This is a genomic window from Bradyrhizobium rifense (assembly GCF_008123425.1).
GTDB classification, from domain to species: domain Bacteria; phylum Pseudomonadota; class Alphaproteobacteria; order Rhizobiales; family Xanthobacteraceae; genus Bradyrhizobium; species Bradyrhizobium rifense.
Genome location: NZ_VSSS01000014.1, coordinates 205,066 through 230,810, shown reverse-complemented (window position 1 = coordinate 230,810; position 25,745 = coordinate 205,066). Strand labels below are relative to the sequence as shown.

23 protein-coding genes are annotated in these 25,745 nt (G+C 64.0%); 10 read left to right on the top strand and 13 right to left on the bottom strand.

What is annotated here, in order from left to right:
• Window positions 1–25: 25 nt before the first annotated feature.
• The 5 genes from FXB40_RS08275 to FXB40_RS08255 form a co-directional block, all read right to left on the bottom strand.
• On the bottom strand, window positions 26–1,873 hold the full coding sequence (locus tag FXB40_RS08275) for an ABC transporter ATP-binding protein (protein ID WP_148771708.1): 1,848 nt from the start codon (window positions 1,871–1,873) through the stop codon (window positions 26–28).
• Window positions 1,870–2,790 carry an ABC transporter permease gene (locus FXB40_RS08270; RefSeq protein ID WP_148771707.1) on the bottom strand — a complete coding sequence of 307 codons (921 nt, stop codon included), beginning with the start codon at window positions 2,788–2,790 and terminating at the stop codon, window positions 1,870–1,872. Before FXB40_RS08270 ends, FXB40_RS08275 begins: the two co-directional genes overlap by 4 nt.
• A 13-nt stretch (window positions 2,791–2,803) precedes the next feature.
• Window positions 2,804–3,784, bottom strand: coding sequence for an ABC transporter permease (locus tag FXB40_RS08265; RefSeq protein WP_148771706.1), 981 nt, complete (start codon window positions 3,782–3,784; stop codon window positions 2,804–2,806).
• A 69-nt stretch (window positions 3,785–3,853) separates the two neighbouring features.
• On the bottom strand, window positions 3,854–5,437 hold the full coding sequence (locus FXB40_RS08260) for an ABC transporter substrate-binding protein (RefSeq protein ID WP_148771705.1): 1,584 nt from the start codon (window positions 5,435–5,437) through the stop codon (window positions 3,854–3,856).
• 885 nt (window positions 5,438–6,322) lie between these two features.
• Window positions 6,323–7,225 carry a LysR family transcriptional regulator gene (locus FXB40_RS08255; RefSeq protein WP_148771704.1) on the bottom strand — a complete coding sequence of 301 codons (903 nt, stop codon included), beginning with the start codon at window positions 7,223–7,225 and terminating at the stop codon, window positions 6,323–6,325.
• Between the two features lie 180 nt (window positions 7,226–7,405).
• Here FXB40_RS08255 and FXB40_RS08250 point away from each other — a divergent pair, with 180 nt between their 5' ends.
• The 5 genes from FXB40_RS08250 to FXB40_RS08230 are packed head-to-tail and all read left to right on the top strand — an operon-like array spanning window position 7,406 to window position 11,533.
• On the top strand, window positions 7,406–7,843 hold the full coding sequence (locus FXB40_RS08250; RefSeq protein ID WP_148771703.1) for a cupin domain-containing protein: 438 nt from the start codon (window positions 7,406–7,408) through the stop codon (window positions 7,841–7,843).
• Window positions 7,840–8,667: a cysteine hydrolase family protein gene (locus FXB40_RS08245; protein ID WP_148771702.1), complete on the top strand. Its 828-nt coding sequence runs from the start codon at window positions 7,840–7,842 to the stop codon at window positions 8,665–8,667. Before FXB40_RS08250 ends, FXB40_RS08245 begins: the two co-directional genes overlap by 4 nt.
• The gene (locus FXB40_RS08240; RefSeq protein ID WP_148771701.1) at window positions 8,664–10,049 is read left to right on the top strand and encodes an FAD-binding oxidoreductase; all 1,386 of its coding nucleotides are present in this window, start codon (window positions 8,664–8,666) and stop codon (window positions 10,047–10,049) included. The genes FXB40_RS08245 and FXB40_RS08240 overlap by 4 nt, the downstream gene beginning before the upstream one ends.
• A 1-nt stretch (window position 10,050) precedes the next feature.
• Complete coding sequence (locus tag FXB40_RS08235) at window positions 10,051–10,635, top strand: NAD(P)H-dependent oxidoreductase (protein ID WP_148771700.1); 585 nt, start codon at window positions 10,051–10,053, stop codon at window positions 10,633–10,635.
• A gap of 52 nt (window positions 10,636–10,687) precedes the next feature.
• The gene (locus FXB40_RS08230; protein WP_148771699.1) at window positions 10,688–11,533 is read left to right on the top strand and encodes an alpha/beta hydrolase; all 846 of its coding nucleotides are present in this window, start codon (window positions 10,688–10,690) and stop codon (window positions 11,531–11,533) included.
• Here the strand turns inward: FXB40_RS08230 and FXB40_RS08225 are convergent, their stop codons facing one another.
• A complete protein-coding gene (locus tag FXB40_RS08225) occupies window positions 11,534–12,328 on the bottom strand; it encodes a creatininase family protein (RefSeq protein ID WP_148771698.1) in 795 nt (264 codons plus the stop codon). It lies immediately after the preceding gene.
• A 265-nt stretch (window positions 12,329–12,593) separates the two neighbouring features.
• On the opposite strand from FXB40_RS08225, the gene FXB40_RS08220 reads away from it, so the two are divergent.
• From FXB40_RS08220 to FXB40_RS08200, 5 genes are read left to right on the top strand one after another with little or no spacing between them, the layout of a single operon-like run.
• Window positions 12,594–13,580 carry an ABC transporter substrate-binding protein gene (locus tag FXB40_RS08220; RefSeq protein WP_187436726.1) on the top strand — a complete coding sequence of 329 codons (987 nt, stop codon included), beginning with the start codon at window positions 12,594–12,596 and terminating at the stop codon, window positions 13,578–13,580.
• Window positions 13,581–13,630: 50 nt separating this feature from the next.
• Window positions 13,631–14,479 (top strand): ABC transporter ATP-binding protein, encoded by an 849-nt coding sequence (locus tag FXB40_RS08215; protein WP_148771697.1) that lies wholly within the window; start codon window positions 13,631–13,633, stop codon window positions 14,477–14,479.
• Window positions 14,476–15,276 carry an ABC transporter permease gene (locus FXB40_RS08210; protein ID WP_148771696.1) on the top strand — a complete coding sequence of 267 codons (801 nt, stop codon included), beginning with the start codon at window positions 14,476–14,478 and terminating at the stop codon, window positions 15,274–15,276. Before FXB40_RS08215 ends, FXB40_RS08210 begins: the two co-directional genes overlap by 4 nt.
• Window positions 15,273–16,631 carry an amidohydrolase family protein gene (locus tag FXB40_RS08205; protein WP_148771695.1) on the top strand — a complete coding sequence of 453 codons (1,359 nt, stop codon included), beginning with the start codon at window positions 15,273–15,275 and terminating at the stop codon, window positions 16,629–16,631. Before FXB40_RS08210 ends, FXB40_RS08205 begins: the two co-directional genes overlap by 4 nt.
• Window positions 16,632–16,650: 19 nt before the next feature.
• Window positions 16,651–17,697: an aromatic ring-hydroxylating dioxygenase subunit alpha gene (locus FXB40_RS08200; RefSeq protein WP_148771694.1), complete on the top strand. Its 1,047-nt coding sequence runs from the start codon at window positions 16,651–16,653 to the stop codon at window positions 17,695–17,697.
• Here FXB40_RS08200 and FXB40_RS08195 read toward each other — a convergent pair.
• Genes FXB40_RS08195 through FXB40_RS08165 form a run of 7 tightly spaced genes read right to left on the bottom strand, consistent with a single transcriptional unit; the run spans window position 17,694 to window position 25,621 of the window.
• Window positions 17,694–19,082, bottom strand: a complete 1,389-nt coding sequence (locus FXB40_RS08195) for an amidase (protein ID WP_210352139.1) — start codon at window positions 19,080–19,082, stop codon at window positions 17,694–17,696. The genes FXB40_RS08200 and FXB40_RS08195 overlap by 4 nt on opposite strands.
• 3 nt (window positions 19,083–19,085) lie before the next feature.
• A complete protein-coding gene (locus FXB40_RS08190) occupies window positions 19,086–19,592 on the bottom strand; it encodes a VOC family protein (protein WP_148771693.1) in 507 nt (168 codons plus the stop codon).
• Between the two features lie 12 nt (window positions 19,593–19,604).
• Complete coding sequence (locus FXB40_RS08185) at window positions 19,605–20,807, bottom strand: FAD-dependent oxidoreductase (RefSeq protein WP_148771692.1); 1,203 nt, start codon at window positions 20,805–20,807, stop codon at window positions 19,605–19,607.
• Window positions 20,808–21,923, bottom strand: coding sequence for a cyanuric acid amidohydrolase (gene atzD / locus FXB40_RS08180; protein WP_148771691.1), 1,116 nt, complete (start codon window positions 21,921–21,923; stop codon window positions 20,808–20,810). It abuts the gene before it with no gap.
• Window positions 21,920–24,265, bottom strand: a complete 2,346-nt coding sequence (locus tag FXB40_RS08175) for a xanthine dehydrogenase family protein molybdopterin-binding subunit (RefSeq protein ID WP_148771690.1) — start codon at window positions 24,263–24,265, stop codon at window positions 21,920–21,922. Before FXB40_RS08175 ends, atzD begins: the two co-directional genes overlap by 4 nt.
• Window positions 24,262–24,753: a (2Fe-2S)-binding protein gene (locus tag FXB40_RS08170; protein WP_148771689.1), complete on the bottom strand. Its 492-nt coding sequence runs from the start codon at window positions 24,751–24,753 to the stop codon at window positions 24,262–24,264. Before FXB40_RS08170 ends, FXB40_RS08175 begins: the two co-directional genes overlap by 4 nt.
• Window positions 24,743–25,621 carry an FAD binding domain-containing protein gene (locus tag FXB40_RS08165; RefSeq protein WP_148771688.1) on the bottom strand — a complete coding sequence of 293 codons (879 nt, stop codon included), beginning with the start codon at window positions 25,619–25,621 and terminating at the stop codon, window positions 24,743–24,745. Before FXB40_RS08165 ends, FXB40_RS08170 begins: the two co-directional genes overlap by 11 nt.
• Window positions 25,622–25,745 lie beyond the last annotated feature (124 nt).

Genomic DNA, 25,745 nt, shown 5'->3' with positions numbered 1-25,745 from the left:
GCCGCTTCGCGGCACTTCTTCTTGTTCATGACCTCCTCATGGTACGGTGCGCCGCGCCGGTGTCGCCGGAAGCCGCGGGCGGCACGATCAGGTGGCAGGCGGCAAAATCCTGTCGTTCGCGCACCGTCAGGCTGGGTTGAACGCGGCTGCATTTGTTCATGGCCTGCGGGCAGCGGGACCTGAAGCTGCAGCCATCGGGGATGTCGAGCGGGCTCGGCGGCTCCCCTTCCAGCAAGCACTCCTCCGGCCGATAGCGACGCTGCTCGAGCGTCGGCATCGCGCTCAGGAGCGCCTTCGTATAGGGATGTCCCGGGTCGAAGAAGAGGCGCTCATTGTCGGCGAGCTCGAAGACCTCGCCCAGATACATCACCGCCACGCGATTGCAGGCCTTCCTCACCATCGCAAGATCATGCGAGATGAAGATGTAGGTGAGGTCGTATTCCTTCTGAAGCTTCTGGAAGAGATCGATCAGCTTGAACTGCTCGGCCTGGTCGAGCGCCGACAGCGTCTCGTCCATGATGAGGATTTCCGGCTCGAGCACGAGTGCTCGGGCGACGTTGACACGCTGCCGCTGTCCGGCGCTCAAGCCGAGCGGAAGCTCCTCGTAGAGTTCGGCCGGCAGCCCGACCTCTCCCATCACTTTCAGGACGCGCTCGCGAATCCTGACCTTGTCGCGCCAGCGGTGCGTTCGCAGCGGATCTTCGAGAATCTTTCCGATCGAGGTCCGCGGCGGCAGCGAGCCGAACGGGTCCTGTAGCACCATCTGGAGCCTGCCGCGGAATGCGAGCAGACCCTTGCCCTTGAGCGCTGCGATATCCTGGTCCGAACAGAGGATCTGTCCCGAACTCGGCAGTTCGAGCCTGCACAGAAGTCGCATCAGGGTGGACTTCCCGCAACCGGACTCCCCGACGATGGCAAAGCTGTCGCCGCGGCGAACGTCGAAGGTGACGTTGCGAACGGCGCGAACCAGATTGACGCCGCCGAAACCGGCCTTCTTCCTGACCTTGTAGATCTGCGACGCATCGCGCAGGCTGAGAACCACCTCCCGCCGGTCGTTCAGTGGGGGCGTCGCGGCCGGCTCGCCCCATATCCTAGGGGTCTGCCGCACGAGCTCTCTCGTATAGGGATAGACGGGTTTGTCGATCAAATCCTCGGTCGACTGCTCCTCGACGATGCGGCCTCCATCCATCACCAGAATCCGCGAGCAGGCTTCGCGCGCCACCGGCAGCGACGACGAGACGAACAGGACGGCGGTGTTGAAGCTCGTCGTCAGCTCCTTCATCAGCCGGATCACCTGCGCGGCGACCGTGACGTCGAGCGGCTGCGTGACGTTGTCGGCGACCAGCAGCGCCGGATTGGTCACCAGCGCGTCAACGATCAGCGCGCGCTGCATCATGCCGCCGGAGAATTGGGAGGGATAGTCGTGAAAGCGGTTGCGCGCGGACGGGATGCGAACGGCATCGAGCAGTTCGACCACGCGGCGCTCGGCATCGCGCCGCGACACGCCGGGCACCACCGCCCGCATCTTCTCGACGATCTGGACACCGACCGGCAGCGTGGGATCGAGCGCGCCCATCGGATTGGCGCCGACATAGGAAATCCGCTGGCGCAAGCTGCGCATGTCCGCGCCGCCCATCGCATAGATATCGCGCCCTTCGAACAGAACCTCGCCGGACCGCTTCGCCAGCGGCGGCTCCAGCCAGTTGACCACGGCCTTGGACAGCACGGTCTTTCCGGAGCCGCTCGCGCCGACCACCCCGACGATATCGCGCGGCGCGAGGCTTAGCGACACGCTGTCGAGAATGATCTTCGCTGAACCGGCGCGGCCGGCGGCAACCGTCAGATTCCTGAGTGCGAGAAGCGGCCGCGTCATCCTTCTCCACCTCCATGGACCGTGTTGCGCGCGCGCTCGAGCGAAGCGCCGATCAGGTTGATGCTGGTGAGGGTCAATCCGAGGAACAGGCCCGGCATGGTGGCGATCCACCACGCGTTCAGCAGATATTTGCGGCCATCCGCGATGATGTTACCGAAGGTCGGTGTCGGCGGCTGAACCCCGAGCCCGAGAAAGCCGAGCGTCGATTCGAAAATCATCATGCGGGCCACGTCGAGCACGGAGGTGAACAGCACCGGCGGCAGCAGCAACGGAAGCAGCAGGGTGAGGATGATTCGCGCGTCTGTCGATCCGCCGATCTTCGCGGCACGAACATATTCGCGCTGCCGCTCGGTCATCACGATGCTGCGCATGATGCGCGCATAGACCGGCCAGTTGGAGACGCCGAGCACAACGATGATCGCGGGGATGGTCGGCCGGGACACGCCCAGCACGGAAATGGCAAGGATGATCATCGGGATCGATAACTGCGCGTCCGTCAGTCGCATGATGACGGCATCGGTCCGTCCACCGAAATAGCCGGCGATCGTGCCGAGCGCGCAGCCGATCGCCAGCATGACGATAACGGATGCAACCCCGATCAGAAAGGAGTAGCGCAGGCCGACCAGCGAGCGCACCAGCATGTCGCGGCCGATCTGGTCGGTCCCGAGCGGATGAGCCCAGCTCCAATTGTTGCCGAGAAACAGCGGCGGCAGCAGGCGCGCTTTCACATCCATCTTGGTCGGATCGATGCTGCTCAGTTCTGGATAGAGCGCAGTGGCCAGAGCGAGGACGACGAAGATACTAAGGCCGACGCGGAACCCCGGCGTGGATGCCGCCTTGTCGAAGATACGCCGGGCGATGGAGCGCTGGGCCGGCTTGTGCGCGATCGGCCCGCCGGCGGCTGTGGTCACGGACATCAATATTCGAGCCTTAGTATTCGAGCCTTGGATCCATGGTGGTGGCGACGAGGTCGACGATGATGTTGATCAGCACGAAGATAGCGCTGGTCACGATGGCGATCCCCTGGATCAGCGGAAAGTCACGCTGGAGCACCGCGTTGATGGTCAGGAGGCCGAGGCCGGGATAGTCGAAGATGTATTCGACGATGATGACCCCGCCGAGCAGGCTCGAGAACTGAATCCCGAGCAGATTGAGCAGCGGCACCGAAGCGTTGCGCAGCGCATGGTTCGCAATGATGCGCCCCCGGCCGAGGCCGCGCACATGTCCCACCGCCACATAGGGCTCCGTCATCTGCGCCGAGACGGAGCTCACGAGCGTCCGAATCAGGACGGGCGACAGCTCGACCGCGAGCACGATCGCCGGAAGGATCGTATAGGCAAATCCCCTGTAGCCGATTGCGGGCAGCCATCCGAGCTTGACGGAAAATAGCAGTGCCAGAACGATTCCCAGCCAGAAGTTCGGCAGCGATATGAAGATCGAGGAGATGTAGAACGCCAGCTTGTCCGGCCATCGCCCGATCGCGAGGCCTCCGGCAATTCCGACGATGCCCGAGAACACCAGGGCGATCACCAATGTCACCGCGGCAAGCTGCAGCGTCATCGGCAGTGCTTCGAGGATCAGGCTCAGGACCTTCGCCCGTTCGCCGCGCGTCGTGTCGTTGAAGGTCGCCCCGCCCGTGGCGGCCCCATTCGCGGGCCGAACGAAGGACTGCCCGAGATCGCCGCGCACGACGCCGCCGATGTAGCGCCCGAACTGGACGACGATCGGGTCCCGCAAGCCCATGTCGGTTGCGATCTTCTCAATCAGGGCTTCGGGCGCCATTCCGCCGGCCATCAGCCGTACGGGATCCCCCGGCACGACCCTCAACAGCGTGAAGATCAGCAGCGAGACGAGGAAGATGATCAGGGCGCCCTGGGCCAGACGCCGCATGAGGAAATTCAGGACGAACATCCCTAAGCTCCGTGAAGGACATGGCGGACCGCGCGCCGCCCGATCGCGGCACGCGGCAACCAGTCATGGTCAGGCAACGGGCTTGGACGCATCCATCGATCCATCCGGGTAGATATAGAGGCCTTCGAAATCCTTCTGCATCGCGTGAATCATCACAGAGGTGAACAAAGAGAGCGCCGGCATCTTCGAAGCAAGCAACGGCATCGTCTCGGTCTGGAGGATCTTCTTCCGCTCCTCGAGCGTCGGCGCGCTGCGCTCCTTGTCAAGGCTTGCGTCAATCGCAGCGTCTTCAATGCCGCAGATACGATGCGAGGAGGAGTGGAAATGCGTGCGGAGAACCAGGTCGGGCTCCGGCGAACCTGTCGACCATCCGCAATCCACCATATGACCGGGACCGCCGCCCGGGCGATGGTATAGCCGCTCGTTCCAGGCCGCAGGTTCGAGCACGGTCAGGCTGACGTTGAAACCCTGCTCGTTCAGCATCGCGGTGATGACCTCGCCGTACTCCTTGGTCTTGGGATAGAAGCCCACCGACACGATGTATTCGAGCGGCGGCAGGCCCTTGCCGTTCGGGAAGCCGGCTTCCGCGAGCAACGCCTGACATTTCTTCGGATCGAACTTCGGATAGTTTTCGAGGTCGACGTAGCCGAACTTCACCGGAGAGACGAAATTCGACGACGCATGGCCCGCCGAGCCCAGCACCTCGAGGACAAGGTCGCGGTTGATGGCATGACAGGCAGCAAGACGGATCCGCGGATCGTTGAAAGGTGGCTTCGAGCAGCGGAACCACAGATATTTGTTCTCGACGGACACCACCCGATTGATGCGGATGTTGGGATTGCCCTTGACGGTGTCGACCTGTTCCGGCTCCAACCGTTCGACGATCGAGGCTTGGCCATTCATCAGCGAGAGCATCCGTGTCGTGGAGTCGCCGGTGAAGGTGAAGCTGATCCCAGCGATGGCCGGCTTGCCCTTGAAGTAGCCATCGAAGGCCTTCATCACGGTATCGTTGCCGCGCTGTTCGACGAACTTGAACGGACCCGTGCCGTTCAGCCGCTGTGACAGCACGCCGCCGGGCCCTCCGGCGATATCCTTCGCCGACATGATCGGCAGGAAGGCGGCGAGAAACGTGAAGAGGTGCGCCGGATAGCCGCCCTTCGAGGTGTCAACGATCACGGTGTAGTCGTCGGGCGTCTCGATCTTCAGTGTTTCGCTGGGGCCGGGATACCATTGCGCCGGACGATCAGGCTTGGATCCGTATTCGAATGTGGCCTTGACGTCTTCCGCCTTGAACGGCTTGCCATCGTGGAACACCACGCCCTCGCGCAGCTTGATTTGCAGGCGGTTGGGATCAAGCAGCTTGATGTCGGTTGCAAGCTCGTAGATGACCTCGCCCGGATTATCGAGTTTCATCGGCGTGCGGGTGAGAAAACCCATCACGAAGCCTTCGATGTTCTTCTGCGAAAGTGTGGTGTGCGCGGTCGGATCCCAGTTGCCGGTGATGTTCTCGGCCGACAGGAAGGTCATGGTCTTGCCGGCCTGCGCGTGTGCCTCGGAGATGAAGAAGTCTGGATTGATCTGCGTGTAGCCTGCGGCGACCGCGGCTCCCGCCGCACCCCTTAGAAAGTGGCGACGGTCAAATTTCGGAAGCATCGACATTCCCCTTTTTTCTGGCGTAAAAGCCCAATCGGTCAAAACGGTCATGCAGAAGCCGTGCCAGACTTAAAATTGGCTCAGTTTTGGTGGGCCTTATGTGGTTTATGACCGATTATATGGCAAACTGATCTGCCTAGAGGTCTACGCCTGGGCAAACATCTGCCGTCTGGCGAGCGAACCGCCTACGACATGCGCAATTCGTGATCGGCGGGATCGCACCAGCCCCCGTCAGGCTTCTGTTCGAATGACATGCTGCGACGGATGCGGTGACAATCGGCCCTCTGGATCATCCGCGCTGCTCGAAGACCGGACTCGCTGCACACTGGCATTCATGGATCGCCGTCCTTGCGGCAATCAACATGATAGTTCAGCAGCGAAGACGCGAGAATGTGCTCATGTTGATCACACGTGCTTTCGGCGCCACGCTGCTCGCCGCCGCGCTTTTGGGCCGGCTTGCCTAGCAGCCACCGCGCAATTCAGCGAATGCGTGGAGAGTGGCGCCTTCCTCGACCGTCCCTACCCACTTCAAAAGGCTTGCTTACGCTGGCTGTCACAAGATTATTCTTGATCTCCCGGTGCACACGTCGTGCACACGCAAACCTCTAACCGATTGAAACGCCTGAACTCTCGCTCCAATTCATCATGGGCAAGTTTGGGCTAGCTCTAGCAAATCAAGTCCAATCTGCTACGGGTGAGCGCCAACACGCTGCGGCTCTGCACCGTACTGGATGAGCCCTCGACTGATCGGAAAGCCCGCACACCAATGCAGGGGATTGGAGTCAGAAGTCCGCTGCATGATGACACCGTTGAAAGCATGCAGATCATCGAGCACGAAGCGGCTGCGACCCGCCTGGCATTGACCGCGGGTGACGCCCCGGTCGCTCACGCCGCGGCCTCACGCATCATCGCCTTCAGCATTTCCGCGAGCACGCTGGCGATCGCGCTCGTCCCGCGTTCGTGGCCGATCAACATGAGCGTCTGCGTCTCGTGCGCCAACTCGCGCACCGGCACATAGACGAGACGGCCGACGCGGCGCTCGAACTCGATGTCGAACGGCGTAAGAAAGGTAATGCCATTATCAAGAATGGCGGCGTGGCGCATGATCTCGATGGCGTTGGTTTCGATGATCGGCAGCGGTTCCAGCGAAGCTTTCGCAAATGCCGAATCGAGGTACGGCCGAATCGCGGTCGACCCGTCGGCGATCACCAGCGGATAGTCGACGCAGTCGCTAAGCCGGATCTGGTTACGCTTGGCGAGCGGATGGCTCGGCGCCATCACCGCGCCGAGCTTGCCGGCAGCGCGGGCCAGCACCTTCAGATGACTGCCGCGGGTGAAATCGAAGCCGATGCCGAGGTCGGCCTCGCCGCTGCCGACCGCGGATTGAATGTCTTCGCCCGTGGTCAGCAGCGTCAGGCAGAGCCGCACCCGGGGATTGGAGACGCGAAACTGCTTGACGGTTCCCGGCACGAGGTTCGAGGCGAGACCGCTCATCATCGCCACCGTGATCTCGCCCCGGCGCAAACCTTTCAGTTCCTCGATCTTGCCCTGGGCGCGGGTCAGCTCCTTGAGAGTCTGGCGAATGTGGCCGACCAGCACCTCACCCGCCGCGGTCAGGATCAGCTTGCGCGGCAGCCGTTGGAAAATCGGCGTGCCGAGTTCGGTCTCCAGCGCAAGAATCTGGCGACTGATGGCGGACGCCGCGACATTAAGATGGCTTGCAGCAGTGCGGATTGATCCGGTGCGCGCCACCTCGTCCACATAGGTCAACAGGCGGCTATGCAGCATCCCTTTGCTCCTGCTCGAAAAAACGCATCGCTCCGGAGCATGCTGTCATGTTGCCTAAAAGGCAACAATGTTTGCGAAATAAAGCGCTTTTATGCAAGCCATGCGGCGTGCTGAATCCATCGTGGCTCGTCGCGCGCACGCCCCGCACCGTCGGACCGACCACAATCAGGAGTTTCCTTCATGGCGTTCAGCGTCGAAAACCTCGCCCGGTCCAAGGCCTTCCGCATCTCGCCGACGGACACTAACTATTTCGTGGTGCTGTTCGATCATGAGAGCGACCGGATCGACAACATCTTCGTCATCGAGATCTTCCGGCCGGGCGGCGCGACGCCGCCCAACGAACATGCAGCCGCGCATGAATTCTTCCATGTGCTGCACGGCGAAGGCGTCGCGCGTTGCGATGGCAAGATGCTGCCGATCAAAAAGGGCGACTCGCTGCTGCTGCATCCCGGCTCCGAGCACGTGATCGAGAACACCGGCGCCGGCAAGCTGTATTGCCTGACGGTGATGACGCCGAACGAGGGCTTTGCCGAATTGATCCGCGGCGGCGAACCGGTCGAGGTCGAGGCCGACGATATCGCTGTGCTGCAGGGGCGCGACGTCGCGGTTCCGCGATGACCGACATCCGCCTTCAACCGGTCGACGATCTCACGCCACTCGGCGCCAGCCCGCGTAACCGCTGGTCGGTCTCGGCGACCCAGGCAAACCTGGTCCGGCCGCCGGTCGTGCCGCAGCCGGTGACGATCGATGCCGGCGCCAAGCTCGTGACCTTCGACCTCGCGCGCACCGCCATCATCGTCATCGACATGCAGAACGACTTCTGCCATCCCGACGGCTGGCTTGGCCACATCGGTGTCGACGTAACGCCGGCGCGCGCGCCGATCGCACCGCTGCAACGGCTGTTGCCGGTGCTGCGCGACCTCGACGTGCCGGTGATCTGGCTCAACTGGGGCAACCGGCCCGATCGGCTCAACCTCAGCCCGGCCCTGCTGCATGTTTACAAGCCGTCGGGTGCAGGCGTTGGCCTCGGCGATCGGCTACCGGGCTCCGGCGCGCGGGTGCTGGAACGCGGCAGCTGGTCGGCTTCGATTGTCGAAGAGCTGACCGTCGAATCCAGCGACATTCATGTCGCAAAGTATCGCATGTCTGGCTTCCAGGACACCGAGCTCGACAGCATCCTGCGCAACCTCAACGTCACGACGCTCTTGTTTGCCGGCGTCAATGCCGACCAATGCGTGCTCTGCACGCTGCAGGACGCCAACTTTCATGGCTACGACTGCATGCTGCTCCGCGACTGCGCCGCCACCACGTCGCCGGACTACTGCATGGCAGCGACCGTCTACAACGTGAACCAATGCTTCGGTTTCGTGCTGGAGTCCACCGTTCTTGCCGCCGCCCTCGCCGGTCGCGGGCCGCGATTGCCAAGGTCGAGCACGCCATGAACGATCTCACGCCCTTTGACGTCGCATCCAACCGGCATCCGTCGACGGATACACTGACCTCGCTGCTCGCCGAGCTCGGCAATATCCCGGTCGTGACTGATCCTACCATCGTGCGCCGGCGCTCGCGCGATTTCTTCTGGTACAGCCCGGTCCTCAACGACCAGCTCAACGGCAAGTCGGCGGATCTGATCGTCACGCCACGCGACGAGGCCGATATTATACGCGTTGCCGCGGCCTGCGCGCGTCATCGCGTGCCGCTGACAGTGCGGGCCGGTGGCACCGGCAATTATGGCCAGGCTGTACCGCTCGCCGGCGGCGTACTGCTCGACATCACCGCACTTGACACGATCGAATGGATCAGACCCGGGCAGATCCGTGTCGGCGCCGGCGCCAAAATGAATGCGATCGACGCCGCGACACAGCCTTCGGGCTATGAGCTGCGGATGCATCCCTCTACCAAGCGCACCGCGACCATTGGCGGCTTCGTCGCCGGCGGATCCGGCGGCATCGGCTCGATCAATTATGGCGGCTTGCGCGAACGCGGCAACATCCTCGCCGCGCGCGTCGTCACCATGGAGCCGGAGCCTCGCATTATCGAACTACGCGGCGACGCGGCGCAGAAGATCAACCGTGCCTACGGCACCACGGGCATCATCACCGCGCTCGAGATGCCGCTGGCGCCGGCATGGCCATGGATCGACGTGGTGGTCGCTTTCGATGATTTCATGGCCGCGGTCGAATTCGGCCACGCGGCGGCGCTTGCCGACGGCATCGTCAAGAAGCTGCTGGCGCCTATTACATGGCCGCTGCCGTCCTATTTCGGTGCGCTGAAATCCTGCTGTCCGGAGGGCAAAAGCATCCTGATCGCGATGATTGCTGAGCCCTCGCTGGAAAGCTTCAGGAATCTCCTTGGCGGCCGCGGCACCATCACCCTGGAGATGCCGACCGACGACGGCCCCAGCAAGGTGCCACTGTACGAATACACCTGGAATCATACCACCCTGCAGGTGCTCAAGAGCGATCGCACCGTGACCTATCTGCAATGCCTGTACCCCCATGACCGGCTGCTCCAGAAGGTTGAGGAGATGCGCACGATGTTTCCGGACGAGGTGTTGCAGCACCTCGAATTCATCCGTTTCAACGGCCAGTTGACCTGTAGCGGACTGCCGGTGGTGCGGTATAGCGACGCGGAGCGGCTGAACGAGATCATCCGCCTGCACGAGGCGCACGAGGTCCATATCGCCAATCCGCACGTGTACACGGTCGAGGACGGCAGCCGCTACAAGCGCGTCGATGTCGATCAGCTCGGCTTCAAGCATGAGGTCGATCCCTACGGCCTGCTCAATCCAGGCAAGATGCGCAGCTTCGTGGCGGAGCGGTGACGTGCGCGTGCTGTACGTCTATTGCCATCCGCTGGACGACAGCTTCCATGCCGCGATCCGTCGCGAGGCGCTGGCCGGACTCACGCAGGCCGGGCATGCGGTCGACTTGCTCGACCTCTATGCGGAGGGGTTCGATCCCGTGCTCACGGCGGAGCGGCGGCGCGACTATCACGATCCCGCGCGCAACCGTGCCAACAACCAGGCCCATGTCGACCGGCTGATGGCAGCGGAGGCACTGGTGGTGCAGTTTCCGACCTGGTCCTTCGGACCGCCGGCCATGCTGAAGGGCTGGTTCGATCGGATGTTCGGCCCCGGCATCGCGATGGACCTGCCCGACCCGGCACATGCGAAACCGCTGCTACAGCACATCAGTCGTATCAGCGGCATCTCGACCTACGGCCGCCAACGCTGGAAAGCCATCGCCATGGCCGACCCGCCGCGCAAGATCATGACGCGCTACCTGCCCTGGTTCACCGGCTTCAAGGCCAGGGTGCGCTATCATGCGCTGTACCACATGAACACTGCGACCGAAGTCAGGCGCCGCCGCTTTCTCGCGGAGGTCCGCCGAGCGATGCAGCGGCTATGAGTTGTTCGCTGCAAAAGTGGATTCGCGACCAACGGCATTCAAGGACATCACGATGGCGACGATATTCGGCGAGACGAACTGGCGATCGATGAGCCAGGAGCAGCGTGACCTCGGGCTCAACAACAGCGCCGCCGTCCCGGGCAGCGCCGAGCTAGTCGCGAGCTGGGAGCAGCGCTCCGCCACCATGCGGGACAAGCATCCTGCGCATCTCGACTTGAGATACGGTCCACGCGACCGCAATCGCACCGATTTCCTCAAGGCCGCCGACGGCGGCCCGACGCTCGTACTGATCCACGGCGGCTACTGGCAGATGCGCTCGAAGGAAACCGTCACCTGGTTTGCCGAGGGACCGATGGCTCACGGCATCAATGTCGCGCTGATCGGCTACACCCTGGCGCCGGAAGCGACCTTGGACGAGATTGTTGCCGAGATCCATCGGGCTCTCGACGCGCTGGTTGAACGACTTCCCGCGCTCGGTGGCGATCCTGGCCGTATTGTCGTATCCGGCTGGTCGGCAGGCGGACATCTGGCGGCGATGGCGCTGTCGCATCCGCGCGTGAAGGCGGGCATTGCGATCAGCGGCATCTTCGATCTCGAGCCGATCCGCCACAGCTATCTCAACGTCAAGCTCAAGCTCGACGAAGCGATGTCGCGGCGCAATTCGCCGCTGCTGCACTCAGCAGGCCCTTCTGCGCCGCTGGCCCTGGTGGTCGGCGGCGCCGAACTGCCGATGCTGCGCCAGCAGACCGCCGACATGGCCGCACACCGCGCCGCCAATGGACTGCCGGTAAGCTATGAGGAAATTCCGGGCGCCGACCACTTCTCGGTCATGCTCGCGCTGGGCTCGCCGACCGCACGGATCACGACCCTGGTCCGGCAGTTGTGCGAGCGCGGTTGATCAGCGCGGCAGCTTCGCCGCCTTCACGTCGTACAGGAGCTTGATGAATTCCCCCGAGCCGTGCTCGGCGGTGAGACGGCCCTTGTCGGCGGTTGCCTTGTGCGCTTCGCCAACCGCGCCGGCGGGATTGAGGTCCCCGGCGATCCAGGCATAGGCAATGAACCCGGTCGGTCTGAGATGGTCGAAGGCCGCTTCGTCGTCCTCGGCAACGGACCGGAAGTCCTGTGCGCGCGCCATATCGACCAGTTCCGGGCGGAAATGCAGCATCAGCGAGGTCTCGACGTCACCGCCGTGGATACCGAATTTTAGCTCGCGCTCGCTGTAGAGGCCGGCCGGCTTGCCGAGCCGCGACCAGGCGGACTTAACCACCAGCATGTCGGCGCGTACCCGCAGCTCGCGCGCGACGATGCCCATCACCTCGTCGTTGCCGCCATGCGAGTTGACGATCACGAGTTTCCGCATGCCGGCGCGCGCGACTGACAATCCGAGCTCGGTCCAGGCCTCGATCAGCGTCGCCGCCGGCAAGGTCAAGGTCCCTCGCATCCGCAGATGCTCGTTGGATTTTCCGACCTGCTGAACCGGTAGGATCCGGATGTCGAGATCATCGGGCAGATGATCGATGAGTGTCTCGAGCATGCCACGGTTGATCGCCGCGTCGACGCCAACCGGCAGATGCGGCCCGTGCTGCTCGATGGCGGCGATCGGCAGGACAGCGATGGTGCTCTCTGGATCGAGGCTTTCGAATTCACGCGAGGCGTATTCGTCCCACCAGACCCGGCGGCGCGGCTTGTCCATGTTCAGTTCCTTTTCACGGCGCACCGCGCGGTTGCGGCGCGCACGACCATGATGTCCGACTATGGCATCGCGGAGCCGTTGACAATGGTGCACGCAGGGGCCTGACCCTGGCTTTTTATGCGTTGCCTAAAAGGCAACGTATGCCTCGAATCAAAATGCTTCCGGATGACAGACGGCGCGTGCATCTTTTGCAGTGCCGGGAACGCTGCACCGGGATTCCGCCGCCATTGGAATTCCATCCGATCGAAATCACACCGAGGTTGCCATGAACGCCATCATGACCATCGTGTCCCGCGCCCTGCTCGCTGCGGCGGCTTGCCTTGCCTTCGTCGCCCCGTCGACCGCCGCCGACAAGGTGACATTTCTGACCAGTTGGTTCGCCCAGGCCGAGCATGGCGGCTTCTACCAGGCCAAGGCGACCGGGCTTTACGAAAAGGCCGGGCTCGACGTCACCATCAAGATGGGTGGACCGCAGGTGAACGGATCGCAGCTCCTGCTCGCCGGCGAGACCGATTTCCTGATGGGCTATGACATCCAGGTGCTGAAGGGCCGCGAACAGGGACTGCCGCTGGTGACGGTGGCGTCCTCGTTCCAGTTCGATCCGCAAGGCATCATGGCCCATGACGACGTGGCAGATCTCGCTGCCCTGAAAGGCAAGCCGATCCTGATTTCTGGTTCGTCGCGGACCACGTTCTGGCCGTGGCTGCGGGCCAAGTATGGCTACACCGACGACCAGATCCGCGCTTACACTTTCAACCTGCAACCGTTCTTCGCAGACCCCACGGTGTCTCAACAGGCTTATCTCTCGTCCGAACCGTTCCAGGCGCAGCAGCAAGGCGTCAAGGCAAAATTCTTCCTGTTCGCCGACGGCGGCTATCCGCCCTATGGCGCGGCGATCGTGACCACCGACAAGATGCTCGCCGAGAAACCCGATGTGGTGGCGCGTTTCGTCAAGGCATCGCTCGAGGGCTGGCGTGACTACCTCAAAAACCCGGAACCGGCCAACGCCCTGATCAAGGTCGACAATCCGAAAATGACCGACGCCCAGATCGCATTCGCGATCGACAAGCTGAAGCAGACCAAAGCGCTCGACGGCGGCGACGCCGCCACCGGCGGAATCGGCATCATGACGGCTGCGCGATGGAAGCAGACCTATGACTTCCTGGTTGCCGCCAACCTGCTCGATCCAAAGACTGAATGGCAAAAGGCGTTCACCGACCGCTTCGTCAAGGATCTGAAGATCGGCTTCTAGTACGGAACTTGCAGCGGTCCTGTGACGATGACCCCACGAAGAAGCCTATCATGAATGCTCCCTTACCCAGCGACCCTCTGGACGCGCAAACCACGCGTCGCGCCGGCGATCGTCCGCCGGCCGTCGAGGTGCTCTCCGCGGAAAAGGTCTTCGCCAACGGCACCCGTGCCCTGGCGCCGATCGACCTCACGATCGCCGAGGGTGAATTCCTCACTTTGATCGGCCCGTCCGGTTGCGGCAAAAGCACACTGCTCAAGCTGATCGCCAATTTGATCCAGCCATCGGACGGGCGGATCTTGTGGTGGCGCGGCGATTTCGGACAGGTGGGCCAGGACGGCCGCGGCTTCGCCTTCGTATTCCAGGAGCCGACCCTGATGCCCTGGGCGCGGGTCGACACCAATGTGCGGCTGCCGCTCGACCTCGCCGACGTGCCACGCGGCAAGGCCGATCCACGGGTCAGCGACGCCATCGCCCGGGTCGGCCTCTCGGCCTTCGCACGGCATTTCCCGCGCCAGCTCTCCGGCGGCATGAAAATGCGGGTGTCGATTGCGCGCGCGCTCGCCACCGATCCTAACCTGCTGTTGATGGACGAGCCGTTCGGCGCGCTCGATGAATTCACCCGCAACAAGCTCGATGATGATCTGGTCAAATTGTGGTGGGAACGCAAGCTGACCACGGTGTTCGTCACCCACTCGATCTATGAAGCGGTGTTCCTGTCGACCCGCATCGTGGTGCTCGCCGCAAACCCCGGCCGCATCTTCCGCACCATGACCATCGATGAACCGCAACCGCGCAGCCAGGATTTCCGCGACAGCGCCCGGTTCGCCGCCTACTGCCGCGAACTGTCGACCTGGCTCGCCGAAGCGTCGTTGCCATCGGCATCGGGAGCTGCGCCATGAAGCCGCTGTTGCAATCGGAGACGTTCGTACGAATCGTAGCGCCGCTCGCGGTCGGCGTGGTGCTGCTCGCGGTCTGGGAAATCGGCTGCCGGCTCGACTCAATCCCGGTCTATCTGTTTCCGAAACCGAGCGACATCCTCGCCAGCCTGATCAAGAACGGTCCGTCGCTGCTGCGCGCACTGCTGATCACCTTGCGCATCACCCTGCAGGCGTTCGCCGCTGCCGTTGTGCTGGGAACGCTGATCGCCTTCATGTTCGTGCAAAGCCGCGCCATCGAGGTCAGCCTGTTTCCCTACGCGGTGCTGCTACAGGTGACGCCGATCGTGGCGATCGCGCCGCTGATCATCATCCTGGTGAAGAACACGCAACTCTCGCTAACAGTGTGCGCAACGCTGGTAGCGCTGTTCCCCATCATCTCCAATACCACGCTGGGCCTGCGCAGCGTCGATCCCGGGCTCGCCAGCTATTTCCGCATGAACCGAGCCAGCCGATTGAAAACGCTGGTGCGGCTGCGGATTCCCGGCGCTCTGCCGTACTTCTTCGGCGGCCTGCGCATTTCCTCCGGGCTCGCTCTGATCGGCGCAGTGGTCGCCGAGTTCGTCGCCGGCACCGGCGGCCGCTCATCAGGACTTGCCTACGAGATTCTCGACGCCGGATTCCAGCTGGACATTCCCAGGATGTTCGCCGCACTGTTCCTGATCACCGTTACCGGCGTGTTGTTGTTCGGCGCGATGGTGGGACTGTCCAGGCTCGCGCTGTCGAATTGGCACGAGAGCGAGATCGGAGCCGAAGCATGAGCGCGTTGCTGATCGAGAACGCCGAGGGGATTTTCACTGGCCTTGCCGGCGACGCGATGCGCGCCCGGGGATCGATCCGGATCCGCGACGGTGTCATCGCGGCGATTGGCGCGCTCACGCCGGAGAGCGGCGAACGAAGGCTGGATGCCTCCGGTTGCGTGATCTATCCAGGTCTGATCTCCACCCACCACCACCTATTCCAGAGCGTGTTGAAGGGCGTGCAGGCCGGCATCAATCGGCCGCTCGCCGGCTGGCTGCGGTCAGTGCCCTATGCGTACTGGTCGAAGATCGACGAGGAGGCGCTGGCCGTCGCGGCCCGGATCGGCCTCACCGAGCTGCTGCTGTCCGGCACGACGACCGTGGCCGATCACCACTATCTGTTTAGCGATACCTACCGTTTCGATCCGGCGGCGGTGATCTTCGAAGTCGCCCGCAGCCTCGGGCTGCGCCTGGTGCTTTGCCGCGGCGGCGGCACCAAGATGAGCCATGTCGGCGGCGGCGACGGAGCACCGACGCCGGTTGAACCGCTCGAGCGCATGCTGGCCTCGGTCGAAGCCTGCGCCCAGCGTTTTCATGATCCCTCTCCCGCCGGTCTCACGAAGGTTGCGATGGCGCCGACCACGCCGACCTGGTCACTGGACCCGGGTGAACTTCGCGAAGTGATTGCCGCTTCGCGGCGCATGAAGCTGCGGCTGCACAGCCATCTGTCGGAAACGTCGGACTATGTCGACTTCTGCATGTCGGTGCACGGCAAGCGCCCGGTGCACTGGCTTGCCGACCACGACTGGCTTGGCCCCGATGTCTGGTATGCGCACATGGTGCATCTCGACCATGACGAGGTGAAGATTCTCGCCGACACCGGCACCGGCATGGCGCACTGCCCGCAGTCGAACTGCCGGCTTGGCTCCGGTATTGCACCAGCCGACTCCCTCGCGGCGCTCGGCGGCGCGGTGTCGCTGGGCGTCGACGGTGCCGCGTCGAACGAGGCCGCCGACATGGTCTGCGAGATGCACAGCGCCTGGCACACCCATCGCGCGGTGAAGGGCGCGAATGCGGTCACCGCCGAAAACGTCGTGCACTGGGCCACGGCCGGTGGCGCGCGCGTGCTGGGCCTGCCGCAGATCGGCACGCTCGCACCCGGCCAGCAGGCGGACATCGCCGTGTTTGATCTCGACCAGCCTCGCCACTTCGGCATGCATGATCTCCTGGTCGCACCGGTAACTTGCGGTGGCGCCCGTGTACGTCATCTGCTGATTGGCGGACGGATCGTCGTTGACGACGGCGCCATCCCCGGCCTCGACCTTGCACGACTTCGATCCGACGCGGCGCGCGTCGTTACGCGCATCGCCGCCTGAACTTTTTGGGAGACACCTCATGCTGGTCACCAAACAGCCGGTGCTGCGCCGCTTCTGGTACGCGATCATGCGGATCGAACAGCTCGATAATGGACCGCAGCCGTTCACGCTGCTCGGCGAGCCGATCGTGCTGTTTCTCGATGCCAAGGGCGAACCCGCGGCGCTGGAGGATCGCTGCTGCCATCGTACCGCAAAACTCTCTAAGGGCTGGTGCCGCAACGGCAACATCGTTTGCGGCTATCACGGCTGGGAGTACGACCGCGACGGCAAGCTGGTGATGATCCCGCAGTTTCCGTTCGAGCAACCGATCCCCGACGCCAGGGCGCGCGCCTTCCGCACGAAAACTCGCTACGGTTATGTCTGGGTTGCGCTGGACGAGCCGCTGCGCGACATTCCCGACATTCCAGAGGATAGCGATCCCGCCTATCGCCGCATTTTCCAGTTCTACGACACCTGGAACACGGCGGCGCTACGACTGATGGAAAACTCGTTCGACAACGCGCACTTCGCTTTCGTGCACAAAAACACGTTTGGCGACATCGACCAGCCGCGACCGGAGAAATACGAGATCGTCGAGACCGACTACGGCTTCGAGGCGGAAACCCTCGTCACCGTCAAGAACCCGCCCATGGCGGCGAAGATCTCCGGGACAACGGAGCCCTATACAAAGCGCCACATGCGCAACAAATGGTTCATGCCGTTCTGCCGCCGGCTCGACATGGAGTATCCCTCCGGCATCCGGCATATCATCTTTAACTGCGCAACGCCGATCGCCGACGGCAAGATTCAGGTGGTGCAGCTTCTGTTCCGCAACGACACCGAGGCGGACTGCTCGGCACAGGAACTGATCGATTGGGATGCCGCAATTATCGCAGAGGACCGGGATATCCTAGAATCGACCGACCCGGACGCTATCGTCGACATGGGCCGCAAGATCGAGAAGCACATGCCGTCCGATCGCCCCGGCATGTTGATGCGCAAACGCCTGCTCGACCTGCTACACGAGCATGACGAGGAAGAAGTCCCGAAAATGCAGGACACGATGTCGTTGACCGCTCAGAATTAAACGCCAGGGAGGACATTCGGCCATCGGTGCGTGAACAACCGACCTTCATATTCGCGCGCGAACTTCATCAGCCAGCCATCATGACCGGAGCCCGCGATCACTTGCAGCCCGACAGGAAGCGCGCCGTCGGGGATGATACAGGGAAGTGATATGGCAGGCAGGCCGAGCGCATTCGCGATCGCCGTGAACACCGCATGGCCGCGCGGACCGACCGACTGGCCGTCGATGACGGCGGGATGGGATTCGGTGGCCGGCCACGGCATCGCCGCGGCAGACGGCGTGATCAGGAAGTCGTACTGCGCGAACAACGCATCGAAAGACCGGCACAAGGCCGCGACCTGGTCGAGCGCATCCAGATAGTCGCGCGCCGTCAAGCGGCGCCCGGCCGCCTCCATCTCGGCGATGGCCGAACCAACCTGGCCCTGCCAACCCGGATGCCGTTCCAGGAGCCATGCGACGCCAGTCTGGCTGACCACAGGCCACACGGCATCTAGCGGATCGGCCAACGTGAACGGCGACAGGGTCTCGACGTCGAGGCCGAGCGCCCGAGCCCGCGCGATCGTGCCTTCGATCACGTCACGAATGAAAGGGTCGACAGGCGCTCTGCCAAATGTCGACACATAGGCGACGCGCGGCCGCGGCGTGAGCGGCTCAGCCATGAGGCGCGACCACGCAGGCGCAGCAATCACGTCCATGGCAGCGAGGACATCCTCGGCACAGCGTGCGATCGGGCCGATGACCTCGAACTCACCCAGGATCGCCGGGAAACCTTTGCCACGCGCCACAGTGTCGCGTGAGGGTTTGAAGCCGACGAGGCCGGTGTGAGCGGCCGGGCGCCGGATCGAGCCGCCGCCATCGGTCGCGAGTGCGAGCGTGCACATTCCGCTGGCTACCGCTGCCACCGCACCGCCGCTCGAACCACCTGGCGTCAGAGCCGGATCCCAGGGGTTGCCGGTGGTACCGAACAGCGCATTGTCGGTGTAACCGTGCAGGGTCAATTCAGGCACGTTGGTTTTGCCGAGAATGATGGCGCCGGCCTCGCGCAGCCGACGCACGGGCAATTCGTCCTCATCGGGCACGAAGTCGCGATAGAGCCTTGAGCCCCAGGTTGCGCGCAGCCCCGCGACAAGGATGTTGTCCTTGACCGTGATCGGCACGCCGTCGAGTGCGCTTGCGGGGCGCCTGTCGCGCCAACGCCTCGCGCTTGCATCTGCCGCAGCGAGCGCGCCAGCCTCATCGAGCGTGACGATCGCATTGAGGCGCGGATTGGTCGCTGCGATATGCGAGAGCGTCGCCTCGATCACCGCGCGTGGCGAAAGGCCGTCCGCAAAGGCGCGCACGAACTCGCACGCCGACATGGCCCAGAGCGGAGCGCGATCGTGCATCGATCAGGCGAGCTTCGGGTAGGTGGCCTTGTCGAAGAAACTCGCGCCCGCGACATATTTGCGGGCCGGCGACACGTCCGGCTTCTCCTCGCCTTCCCCGAAGGATTCGAAGGTCAGCTCGAGCTGCACGCCGGAGGGATCATAGACGAAAAGCTGCCACAGCGAAGTGCCGGGCACGATGAACTCGCGCCAATCGAGGCCGGCCGCCTTGAAGCGCGTCACGTAGGAGCGATAGCCCGAACAAGACAGCGAGACGTGATCGATGGCCGCCGTGCCGGCCGGCGCCTTGCCTTCGGGGCCGAGCGCGGGACCGCCGGCATAGACATGGATGATGCCGAGCCCGCCCGGCTGAGGGCAGCCGAGCCAGGCGCCGGGATAGCCGAAATCAGGCCGGGGAAATTCGCGTAGCCCGATGATGGCGGTCCAGAACTTCCTGGTCGCGGCGAGATCATCGGTCTTGATTGCAATGTGATAGAGACCGTGGACGGTCGCGAGCGGCAGATCGGTCATCTCAATATCTCCTCACGCTTGACTGCCGTCGATCGGCAGGCCGATTTGACGATAAAGCGCCTTCAGATTGTTGCGAAACGGTTCGTCGCTCTTCTTGCGCGTGCCCGCGACAGGATCCCCGCCGGCGAGAATCGTGTCGCTCGCGGCCAGTGAAAACTCCATGACGAAGCGCATACGATCAGACCGCAGCGCCTCAATCTCCGCAAGCCACCGGACGACGTCGCGCGCGCCGGCCTGGTGGCGTTGCGTGATCAGCGCCGCCGCAAAGGCGGCATCCTCGATCGCCTGTGTCGCCCCCTGGCCGAGGGTCGGCACCATGCCATGAGCGGCGTCGCCAAGATAGAGCACGTTGCAGTCGGCGGCACGGTACAGCAAGTCATGCTCCTGCATCCGCGCCCAATGCGTGTCGGCGACACCATCGCAAAGCTGGTCGACGAGCCAGCGCGCCTGGTCACTCGGCGGCGCGTGAGCCGGCGCATAGGCGGCGCGCAGCGCATCGGGCGTCTTGCGGGCTTCCGGGATCTCCGATTCGATCGGGAACGTGCCGGCCAGATAGACATGATCCGGCGGCACGCGGAACGCCAGCAACCGGTTCGGCCCGTTGAACCATTGCTCATAGTCGTCGATCAGGCCGCGCGAGGTGTCCGGCACCAGGAGACGCGAGATCGCGACGCCCGTGAGACGCACCGGCGCCTCGCCGGAGATAGTCCGCCGCACATCGGAGTAGCGGCCGTCCGCCGCAATCAAGAGATCGATGCTGTCAAGCCGATGCTCGCGGCCATCCTGACGCCAGGCGACCTTTGTCTTGCGCGGATCGGCGGCATCGCGCGCGATTTGCGTGATCTCGCAGCCATAGGCGACACTCGCGCCGGCCGCCTCGCGCAGCACGCGATAGAGCTCCGACCAGCGGATCCGCCAACCCGGACCTTCGGCGACGTCCTTGAGCGGCAGATCGAACAGCACAGTGCCGTCGGTGAGCGAAATACGCCAATTGGCCCAGACGAAGCTCGCCTCGGTGATGCGCGCGGCAAGTTCCGGATCGACCGCGCGCAGCCCCTTCACCGCATTCGGCCCGACATTGAGCCCGGTGCCTGCCTCGGAATGGTCGTCGCGGCTGACGCGCTCGAGACAGGTCACTTCGACGCCGTCGAGAGCTGCGAGCCGCCGCGCCATCACGCATCCCGCGACACCAGCGCCGATGATGACAATCCGCATCTAGCCAGCCCCTTCCTGCGACGCGATCACGGCGATCAGGCCGCCGCCATCCGGCCCCTGATGCTCGGCACCGCCCGAGACGAAAATGCGTCCATCGCCGATCACGCCGGCAACGAGGCCGGCAACCGCGCCGCGGATGTGGCGCTGTGCGTTGATGTCGGTGTCGTCGAGCATGGTGTGGCGGTGACCGCGGATCCGGCCGCGCCGGTCCGGCTCGCATTTGACCAGCACCGAGGAGATGCGCGTGGCATCGGCAGCGGAAACCTGCGGGCTGGCCGCGAAGCCGAGATCGGCGAGCACGTCGACGACCCCACCGATATCGAGTGCATCGCTCATTGGCCGGTGCGCGATGCGCAAATCGCCCGCCCAGTTCGGGCTGTTGCCGAGCACCACGACCTCGTTGCTTTCGACCTCGACGCCCGAGGAAATGCTGGCACGCGGCGACTGGATCGCAAAATCTGCGAGCAGCGAAGCATCGGTAAAGTCGTCCGGTTTGATCTCGGACAGCCCGAGCGCAACGCCAAAGGCGCCCGCGGCGCGCGCAAACGCCATCGACTTGTTGGGGTCGCTGGTCAGCGGCGTCTTGCCGGCGGCGATGGCCGCGGCCGCCCGCGCCACCGTCACGCAGGGGCATTTCACCTGCACGAAATGCACGTCCTCGGCCCTCTCGATTCCGGCGCCGAGAATCGCTGCGCGCACGGTCGCCGCCACGCTCTCGACATGCGCGCTCCGGCCAACATCCTCGGCCGGAACCGGCGCGCTGAAGGCGGTGCCGATCGCGAGCGCCGAGGGATACCGCTTTGCGGCTTCGCCCTCGCTGACGCAGAAGACGCTGTAATGCGGGCTCATCACGCCCTCGGTGCCACCGGACAGCACGCAGGGAACCTCGCGGACTAGCTCGGCGGCCGGCCTTCCGAGATGCTTCGACAGCAGCGCCATCAGCGTCTGGGTAAAGTAGCCGCGGGTGAAGTCGTTGACGCCGCCATTGCCCTCGGTCTTGCCGATGATGGCCGCAACGTCGGCCGCCTTGATCGTGCCACTCACAATCAGACCGTCGAGCTCGGAGAGATCGCCAGGATGGGCCATCGAAAGGCGAAACACGCGTGCCGTTCTCATGGGGCCTCCTGTCGTGTCAGCTCGAACAACCGGCTCGGGCTCAGCGGAATCTCCAACAGCTCGAGCTTGCGCGAGGTGAGCTGGAGCGCATCCTCGATCGCCTGCGCGAACACGGCCCCCACCGGAATGGCTCCCGCCTCACCTGCGCCCTTGATGCCGAGCGGATTGAGCGGCGACGGCGTCACCGTATGGTCAAGCTCCATGCGTGGCACGTCGAGCGCGGTCGGCAGCAGATAGTCGGCGAGCGAAGCATTGAGAAGCTGGCCCTGATCGTCGAAGGCGAGCTTCTCGAAGAAGGCGTTGCCGATGCCTTGCGCGACGCCGCCATGGATCTGGCCTTCGAGGATCATCGGATTGATCACCGTGCCGCAATCATGGACCACGACATATTTGAGCACCTTCAGCTCGAAGGTCAGCGGATCGATCTCGACGATCGCGGCATGAACGCCGTTGGCGGTCGCGCCGGAGGGCGGACCGAAATATTGCGTGGATTCGAGCCCCGGCTCGGTGCCCGGCTTCACCGCACCGCGCATCGGATTGGCGCGCTGCGCAAGCTCGCCGAGGCGGATGAACTTTCCGGGAATCCCTGCGATCGACACTTTTCCGTCGGCCAGGACGAGGTCCTCCTCGGCGCATTCGAAGGCGTCGGCCGCGAGCTTCAAGGCCTTCTGCCTGACCACGGACGACGCCGCGCTGACGGCGTTCCCCGCCACCACCGCGCCGCGGCTCGCAAAGGTACCGGCGCCCCAGTAGAACTGGTCGGTGTCACCGGTGACAATATCGACGTCAGCCGGATCGACGCCGAGCTGGTCGGCGACGATCTGGGCGAAGCTCGTGAAATGCCCCTGCCCCTGGGTGCCGATGCCGGTCGCGACATTCACCTTGCCGTTGGTCTGCACCTGCACCTTGGCGCCCTCATACGGGCCGATGCCAGTGCCCTCGACGTAGCAGGCGATGCCGATACCGACGCAGCGTCCTTCCTCGCGGAGCCTGGGCTGCTCCTCCTTCAGGAAGTACTGATATCCGATCGCGTCGAGCGCCTTGGCGAGCACCGGCTCGTAATTGCCGCTGTCATAGCTGAGCGGCGCGAAGTCCTGGAAGATGATCTCGTTGTTGTATGGAAAGGCGTCCGGCGGAATCAGGTTGCGCCGCCGGATCTCCGCGCGATCGATGTTGAGCTCCCGCGCGGCGAGATCAAGCAGCCGCTCAATCACGAAAACACCGTGCTGTCTCCCGGCGCCCCGATAGGGCGTGACGATCGGCAGATTGGTGAACACGGCCGTGAACGTGCTGTCATAGGCCGGGATCACGTAGGGGCCGAGCAGCGTGCACTGGCTGTTGATCGGCACTGTCAGGCCGTAAGGGTTGTAGGCGCCGGTGTCGTGCAGGAAGACGTCCTTGACGCCGAGGATGCGGCCGTCGGCCGCGACGGCGATCTCGGCGTCGTGAATTTGGCCGCGCTCATGCGTGGTCGCAACGAAATGCTCGAGTCGGTCCTCGATCCACTTGACCGGACGGTTGAGCCGCATGGAGATCCAGGGCAGCGCCACCTCTTCCGGATAGAACATCATGATCTTCGGCCCAAAGCCGCCGCCGACGAAGGGCGCGATGACGCGCACCTGCCGCTCGCCGAGGCCGAGCATGGCGGCAAGACCGTTGCGGATGAAGACCGGCGCCTGGGTCGTATCCCAGATCGTCATCTGCTGACCGCGCGCATTCCACTGCGCGACCACGCCGCGAGTCTCGATCGGCGAGGAGATGCCGTGCTCGTAGCGAAAGCGGCGCTTGAGGATGATGTGCGCGTTCGCGGCAGCCTTGCGATAGTCGCCTTTGACCTGGTGGACATGGGCTGCGACATTCGAGCCGAGATCGTCGTGGACCCACGCCGATGAGGACGTCAGCGCCTGCTCGATGTCGACGACCGCGGATAGCTGCTCCAGCTCCACATCGATATCGTCCAGCGCATCCTCGGCGAGGTAACGGCTCTCAGCGACGACAACGGCCAGCGGCTCGCCGACATAGCGCACCTTGTCCCTGGCGAGCGGCACCTGGGTTCGCGGATTGAAGGTGCTTCCCGGAATCGGCGGCGGCTGCACCAGAAGCGGACCGGGCTGCCAATAGTCGCCATAGTCCTCGGCAACATAGACCGCGACGATGCCCGCCCGCTTCCGTGCGCGCGATACGTCGATATGCTTGAGGCGGGCATGAGCAACCTGACTGCGCAGGAAAGCGACATGCAGCATGCCCGGCAGCTCGACATCGTCGATGAACAGCGCCTGTCCGGTCAGGAGCTTCCTGTCCTCATTGCGCTTGACCGGCGCGCCGAAGAAGCGGGTGCTCATGGCGCCGCCTCCCGCATCCGCGCAGCCGCATCCATCATCGCATCGACGATGTTCTGATAGCCGGTGCAGCGGCAGAGATTGCCGGACAGCGCCTCGCGCACCTCGTCCTCCGATGGTGACGGATGCTCCGCCAGATAGGCCGTCATGGTCATCAGGATCCCGGGCGTGCAGTAGCCGCATTGCAGGCCGTGATGCGCGTGCATTGCCTGCTGCACCGGATGCAGCTCGCCGCTCGCTGACGCCAGCCCCTCGACCGTCGCAAGCGCGCGGCCATTGGCCTGCACCGCGAGCATCAGGCAGGAACGGACCGGATGGCCGTCGAGAAGGATGGTGCAAGCCCCGCACACGCCGTGCTCGCAGCCGACATGGGTGCCGGCGAGCCCCAGCTCATGACGCAGGAAATCGGACAGCAGCATGCGCGATTCGACCATGCGCCGATAATGGGTGCCATTCACCGTAAACTCGATCTCATGCTGGTCAGGCTGCATGGCCAATCCGTTGATGAGCGGTGCGGATGGCGCGCTGGACCAGCACGCCGGCCACGTGCCGCTGGTAGTCCGGGCTGCCGTGAACGTTGCCGGACGGCGCGATGAGCTCCCGCACGCCAGCGGCGACCGTGTCGATCACCTCGCCCGTCACGCGGCTGCCGAGCATCGGCGAGGTGGCGGCGCCGGCATCCACCGGCGTCTCGCCGACACCGCAGAGCGCGAGCCGGACGCTCGCACAGCGGCGCTCCTCGTCTAACGTCACAATGGCCGCGACGCCGGCGATGGCGAAATCGCCGCGGCGGCGCGCGATTTCCATGAAACAGGCGCCGCTGCGTGGGGCCAGGACGGGAAAGGTGATATCGACCAGCATCTCGTCGCTGGCGAGATCGGTGGTGAGCAGGCCGGCGAAGAAGTCGGACGCCGCCACCGTTCGCCCGCCTGCCGCCGACCTGATCCGCATCTCCGCCTGCATGGCGACCGCGAGCGCCGGCAGCTCCGAAGCCGGATCGGCGTGGGAGAGATTGCCGCCGATGGTACCACGGTTGCGGATCTGCGGATGCGCGATATGCGGCAGCGCGTCAGCGAACAGCGGACACGCCCTTAGAAAATCGCCATCCCGCTCAAGCGCCCGGTAGCGCGTCAGGGCACCTACCCTGACCTGACCCGTCTCCGAGCGATCGATGCCGGCAAGCCCGGTGAGCGCATTGATATCGATCAGCACCGAAGGCCGCGCCAGGCGAAAATTCATCGCCGGGATAAGGCTTTGGCCGCCCGCGAGAAAGCGCGCTTCGTCGCCATGTTCGGCCTTCAGCGCAAGTGCGTGGTCGAGCGACGACGCCGCGACGAATTTGAAGGGAGCAGGCTTCATATGGCTCGCATATCGAGGGCTCGCGCGCTTGTTGCGAAAGCGAACACGAAACTATCTGCTGTGAACGAGGCAAGTCAAAAGCCACCCGCGCGTCAATTGCTTCGAAATCAGACAAAAACCTGCT

Bases quoted from the DNA above. Each gene is read 5' to 3' on its own strand.
- FXB40_RS08185 (WP_148771692.1), bottom strand. From the start codon at position 20,807: ATGCGGATTGTCATCATCGGCGCTGGTGTCGCGGGATGCGTGATGGCG.
- FXB40_RS08205 (WP_148771695.1), top strand. From the start codon at position 15,273: ATGAGCGCGTTGCTGATCGAGAACGCCGAGGGGATTTTCACTGGCCTT.
- FXB40_RS08255 (WP_148771704.1), bottom strand. From the start codon at position 7,225: ATGCTGCATAGCCGCCTGTTGACCTATGTGGACGAGGTGGCGCGCACC.
- FXB40_RS08190 (WP_148771693.1), bottom strand. From the start codon at position 19,592: ATGACCGATCTGCCGCTCGCGACCGTCCACGGTCTCTATCACATTGCA.
- FXB40_RS08260 (WP_148771705.1), bottom strand. From the start codon at position 5,437: ATGCTTCCGAAATTTGACCGTCGCCACTTTCTAAGGGGTGCGGCGGGA.
- FXB40_RS08270 (WP_148771707.1), bottom strand. From the start codon at position 2,790: ATGTCCGTGACCACAGCCGCCGGCGGGCCGATCGCGCACAAGCCGGCC.
- FXB40_RS08175 (WP_148771690.1), bottom strand. From the start codon at position 24,265: ATGAGCACCCGCTTCTTCGGCGCGCCGGTCAAGCGCAATGAGGACAGG.
- FXB40_RS08230 (WP_148771699.1), top strand. From the start codon at position 10,688: ATGGCGACGATATTCGGCGAGACGAACTGGCGATCGATGAGCCAGGAG.
- FXB40_RS08240 (WP_148771701.1), top strand. From the start codon at position 8,664: ATGAACGATCTCACGCCCTTTGACGTCGCATCCAACCGGCATCCGTCG.
- FXB40_RS08195 (WP_210352139.1), bottom strand. From the start codon at position 19,082: ATGCACGATCGCGCTCCGCTCTGGGCCATGTCGGCGTGCGAGTTCGTG.
- FXB40_RS08170 (WP_148771689.1), bottom strand. From the start codon at position 24,753: ATGCAGCCTGACCAGCATGAGATCGAGTTTACGGTGAATGGCACCCAT.
- FXB40_RS08275 (WP_148771708.1), bottom strand. From the start codon at position 1,873: ATGACGCGGCCGCTTCTCGCACTCAGGAATCTGACGGTTGCCGCCGGC.
- atzD (WP_148771691.1), bottom strand. From the start codon at position 21,923: ATGAGAACGGCACGCGTGTTTCGCCTTTCGATGGCCCATCCTGGCGAT.
- FXB40_RS08210 (WP_148771696.1), top strand. From the start codon at position 14,476: ATGAAGCCGCTGTTGCAATCGGAGACGTTCGTACGAATCGTAGCGCCG.
- FXB40_RS08215 (WP_148771697.1), top strand. From the start codon at position 13,631: ATGAATGCTCCCTTACCCAGCGACCCTCTGGACGCGCAAACCACGCGT.
- FXB40_RS08245 (WP_148771702.1), top strand. From the start codon at position 7,840: ATGACCGACATCCGCCTTCAACCGGTCGACGATCTCACGCCACTCGGC.
- FXB40_RS08220 (WP_187436726.1), top strand. From the start codon at position 12,594: ATGAACGCCATCATGACCATCGTGTCCCGCGCCCTGCTCGCTGCGGCG.
- FXB40_RS08225 (WP_148771698.1), bottom strand. From the start codon at position 12,328: ATGGACAAGCCGCGCCGCCGGGTCTGGTGGGACGAATACGCCTCGCGT.
- FXB40_RS08265 (WP_148771706.1), bottom strand. From the start codon at position 3,784: ATGTTCGTCCTGAATTTCCTCATGCGGCGTCTGGCCCAGGGCGCCCTG.
- FXB40_RS08165 (WP_148771688.1), bottom strand. From the start codon at position 25,621: ATGAAGCCTGCTCCCTTCAAATTCGTCGCGGCGTCGTCGCTCGACCAC.
- FXB40_RS08250 (WP_148771703.1), top strand. From the start codon at position 7,406: ATGGCGTTCAGCGTCGAAAACCTCGCCCGGTCCAAGGCCTTCCGCATC.
- FXB40_RS08200 (WP_148771694.1), top strand. From the start codon at position 16,651: ATGCTGGTCACCAAACAGCCGGTGCTGCGCCGCTTCTGGTACGCGATC.